Origin of the sequence: Escherichia sp. 94.0001 (assembly GCF_013369155.2) — a bacterium.
GTDB classification, from domain to species: Bacteria; Pseudomonadota; Gammaproteobacteria; order Enterobacterales; family Enterobacteriaceae; genus Escherichia; species Escherichia coli_F.
The window spans coordinates 1-208 of record NZ_JABWMS020000358.1; the positions used below are offsets into that span (position 1 = coordinate 1).

1 protein-coding gene is annotated in these 208 nt (G+C 53.8%); it reads left to right on the plus strand.

Annotated elements, in window-relative coordinates; translation table 11 throughout:
• A partial coding sequence (locus HEN33_RS26105; RefSeq protein WP_183083590.1) for a DDE-type integrase/transposase/recombinase occupies positions 1-208 on the plus strand: 208 nt, incomplete at both ends.

The window sequence follows — 208 nt, forward strand, 5'->3', positions numbered from 1 at the left end:
ACATTCGTGCTGGATGCACTGGAGCAGGCGTTGTGGGCCCGTCGGCCGTCCGGCACAGTCCATCACAGTGATAAAGGTTCTCAGTATGTATCACTGGCCTATACGGAGCGACTAAAAGAAGCCGGATTACTGGCATCAACAGGGAGTACAGGTGACTCGTATGACAACGCGATGGCGGAGAGCATCAATGGTCTTTACAAAGCGGAGG